This window comes from Nonomuraea sp. NPDC003201, from assembly GCF_053590415.1.
Genome location: NZ_JBSFTC010000617.1, coordinates 1 through 3,140 on the forward strand (window position 1 = coordinate 1; position 3,140 = coordinate 3,140).

Annotated in this window: 4 protein-coding genes; 1 reads left to right on the forward strand and 3 read right to left on the reverse strand. The window is 69.0% G+C overall.

The features are described 5' to 3' along the window. A partial coding sequence (locus ACWDX9_RS61710; RefSeq protein ID WP_449973182.1) for a phospholipase A2 occupies positions 1-583 on the forward strand: 583 nt, incomplete at its 5' end. Positions 584-831: 248 nt separating this feature from the next. On the opposite strand, the gene ACWDX9_RS61715 is transcribed toward ACWDX9_RS61710, so the two are convergent. The 3 genes from ACWDX9_RS61715 to ACWDX9_RS61725 form a co-directional block, all read right to left on the reverse strand. Next, complete coding sequence (locus ACWDX9_RS61715) at positions 832-1,755, reverse strand: hypothetical protein (RefSeq protein WP_449973183.1); 924 nt, start codon at positions 1,753-1,755, stop codon at positions 832-834. A 411-nt stretch (positions 1,756-2,166) separates the two neighbouring features. Next, on the reverse strand, positions 2,167-2,490 hold the full coding sequence (locus tag ACWDX9_RS61720) for an NACHT N-terminal helical domain 7-containing protein (RefSeq protein ID WP_449973184.1): 324 nt from the start codon (positions 2,488-2,490) through the stop codon (positions 2,167-2,169). An 89-nt stretch (positions 2,491-2,579) separates the two neighbouring features. Further along, on the reverse strand, positions 2,580-3,140 hold a 561-nt coding region (locus tag ACWDX9_RS61725; protein ID WP_449973185.1), incomplete at its 5' end, for a TetR/AcrR family transcriptional regulator.

A 3,140-nucleotide genomic window follows, 5' to 3' on the forward strand; every position in this document is an offset into this window, starting at 1 on the left:
GTCGTTCCCGGCGGGCGTCGCCGCTCCCCAGGTGGTCGCCACCGGCACCGACATGCCGGCCAACGGCGGGCCGACCGAGGGCGCGGCCGGGCTCGACGACCCCAACGCCACCGAGCCGCCGGCCAGTGACTTCCTGCCGGACGGCGTGGATCCCCCGCAGTCCTACCCGAAGAAGTGCAACACTGCCGCCACCTGGATGTGGTACACGAAGTCGGGCTGCTCGGCCTGGGCGTGGCACGGCGGCAAATGGCGGAAGCCCGACTGGAAGCGGACCGCCAGCGGCTTCAAGGTCAGGGGCATCTACTACGACCACTGCACGAAGTCTCCGGACAAGCCCCACAATTTCGATATGCGGCCGGCCTGCGACTCCCACGACTACGGGTACGGCCTGATCGCCAACCAGAAGAAGAAGTACAAGTACTACCTCGACAACACCCGTACGCGAAAGCTGGACGTGGACAACCGGTTCTACATCACTATGCGCGACAAGGTATGCGGGGGTTACTTCATCCTGGTCCGGCCCGACTGCAGGGCATGGGCATGGACGTACTACCAGTTCGTCAAGAAGTACGGCAACCCCTGAGAACGGCCTGAGCTCGGAGTTCCTTCGGCAGCGCATGAGGTGGTTGCACTTGGAGGAGCACAGGCCGGGCCATGAGAGGGAGGCAGGGGAGGGCGGCGATCGGGTGATGGTCGCCCTCCTCTTGTCCGGCCAGTCAGGAGAGCGCCTTGCTCCCTTCAGCGAGAACGGCGATCAGCGCGTAGCCGACCACAGTGATGAGGGAGAACGGCGGAGCTCGTCTCCACGCCCAGGCGATTACAGCGCGTTCCTCACTTGCGGCGCTCGGGGGCGCTGAGGACGTCGGCGAGGTCGTCCACCGCGAGTCCCCGGCCTGGCTTCGCCTGGGGCGCGGTGATCGTCATGGGTTTGTCCCAGTTCCGGTACTGCGTGGCCAGGTGCCCCCGCAGGATCCGGTCGTGTCCGAGCCCCGGGACCTCGGGCCGCGGGTGCGCGTAGAAGCGCCAGCCGACCCGGTACGGCCATCCGCGGTCGTCGTACATGTACGTCCATGTCACCTCAGACATCCCGAGGGCCGCGGTCCCCGCCGCCTCGCGGAAGCTGGGGGAGACGCGATAGAGCTCCTTGAGCTTGATCGTCCCGGTCAGGTTGTAGATCCGCTGCTTGCGGCCGGTGGTGTGATCCGTGGTCCAGGGCCCGACGGTCTTGCGGGTCTTGGTGGCCAGCAGCTTGCGCAGCGTGGCCGGCTCCAGGACGTTGATGAACTGGTCGCCGTACGCGGCCGCGGCGCCGCTTGCACGGCCGGTACGCACCCAGGTCTTCGCCCGCGGCGCGAGCTGGTACTGCCAGCCGCCCACGCTGATGGTGCGCAGCGTCCCCACCGTGGCGAGCACGCCGGCGAAGTAGGGGTCCTTGGGCGCCTCCTCCACCATCAGCTCCTTGCTGCTCACGCTGAGCTGCCGAGTGTGCTCCGAGGCGATCACGCCGGCCCGGCCCAGCTTGACCTTGCTGGTTCCGCGCAGTCCCATGCCGCTCCCGATGAAGGTTCGCCGGCCGTTCAGCTGCACCTCCTTGGACAGGTCCGTGGAGGCCTGGCCGTAGAACTCGGCCGTCGCGCCGGCGCCGCGGACGAGCAGCGAACGCAGGCCCGCCACCGGGTCGGGTTCGGCTGTCTGGGCGTGGGCGGTGGTGGGAGCGGCGGTGACAAGGGCCAAGGCGACGATGAGGGGGTGCATGTCGTACATCCAGGTGGTGACTGAAGATCAAATGTGATTGGAGTGAATCTAGCGTGCGGGTGTGACAGGTCGCTTTTGTCGCCCGCCGAACGACCGGGTGCGGTAAGCGCGGAAACGCCGGGAGTTCCGCAGAGAGGGTGGTCCAGCGGGACCTGACGGACCGACGGGAGGTACAGGTCGAGCTCGCCAGGCTCGAACCGCCGCATGCCCACGACGAACCAGAACTGCCCGGCCACCTCGCCCATCTGCTTGTAACGCCCGTCCGGCGTCAGCGCGACCCAGCCGTCCGGCAGGCCGAGCAGGGTGGCACGCCGCGCCGGGGCCGCGCCAGAGCCGGCATCCCACAGGATGACGCCGCCGTCGTCCCCGGGCGCTTGAGCTCCGTCTGCCGGAACTCCGCCGCGTCCTTGCTCAGCGCGTTCCCGTCGGCGTCATACAGCGCGAGCATGAGCAGGAGCAGCGGTTGCTCCGCCAGGGCCCGAAGAACGCCGTGATGACCAGGATCGTGTGCGCGGCCTCCATGCGTTCGGTACGGCTGTGCCATTCGCGGCCGGTGCGCCACTCGCGCCACCGGCCGAGGAGGGTGTTGCCCACCTGCATGAACTGCTGTTTGGCGTCGATCACGTCCCAGAGCCCGAGCGTGCCGATGCTGAGCAGCAGATCGATCTTCTCGACCGCCGCATCGGCGCCGCCCAGGAGCCGAACGGCGTCGGCGTACCGGTAGTCCTTCGCCATGTCCACGATCCTCTATCGCCGCGGGGGGCGTGTGAATCAGTTTGTTCACTTCGGCTCGTCCGGCATCCGGAACGCTGATCCGATCGACTCTAGCGGTGCGGCAGGCGCAGTCCTGCGATGAGGAGCTCGACCAGCCGGCGAGCGTCGTAGCGGGGATCGTTGTCGGCGCCGATGCAGAGGTTGCCGACGCCGCGCATGAGCTCGTAGGCGTCCACGTCGGGGCGGATCTCGCCGGCGGCGGCCGCGGCGTCGAGGAGCTGGGCGCACGCGGGCACGAGCCGGTCGAGGAAATAGGCGTGCAGCGTGTCGAAGCCGGCGTCGTCCGACCGCAGCACGGCGGCCAGCCCGTGCTTGGTGACCAGGAAGTCGACGAACAGGTTGATCCATCGCCCCAGCGCGGCGTGCGGGGTCGCACCGCTCGCCAGCAGGGTCGGAGCGGCCTCGGCGCAGGCCTCGACCTGGTGCCGGTAGACGGCGATGATGAGGTCCGCCCGCGTCGGGAAGTGGCGGTAGATCGTGGCCACCCCGACTCCCGCCCTGGCCGCGACGTCGCGCACCGGCGCTTCGACGCCCGAGGTCACGAAGACCGCCGCGGCGGCGTCGAGCAGCGTCCTCTCGTTGCGCCGGGCGTCGGCCCGCTTGCGCGGGGC

Coding starts and splice junctions, on each gene's coding strand:
- ACWDX9_RS61715 (WP_449973183.1), bottom strand. CDS start 1,755: ATGCACCCCCTCATCGTCGCCTTGGCCCTTGTCACCGCCGCTCCCACC.
- ACWDX9_RS61720 (WP_449973184.1), bottom strand. CDS start 2,490: ATGGCGAAGGACTACCGGTACGCCGACGCCGTTCGGCTCCTGGGCGGC.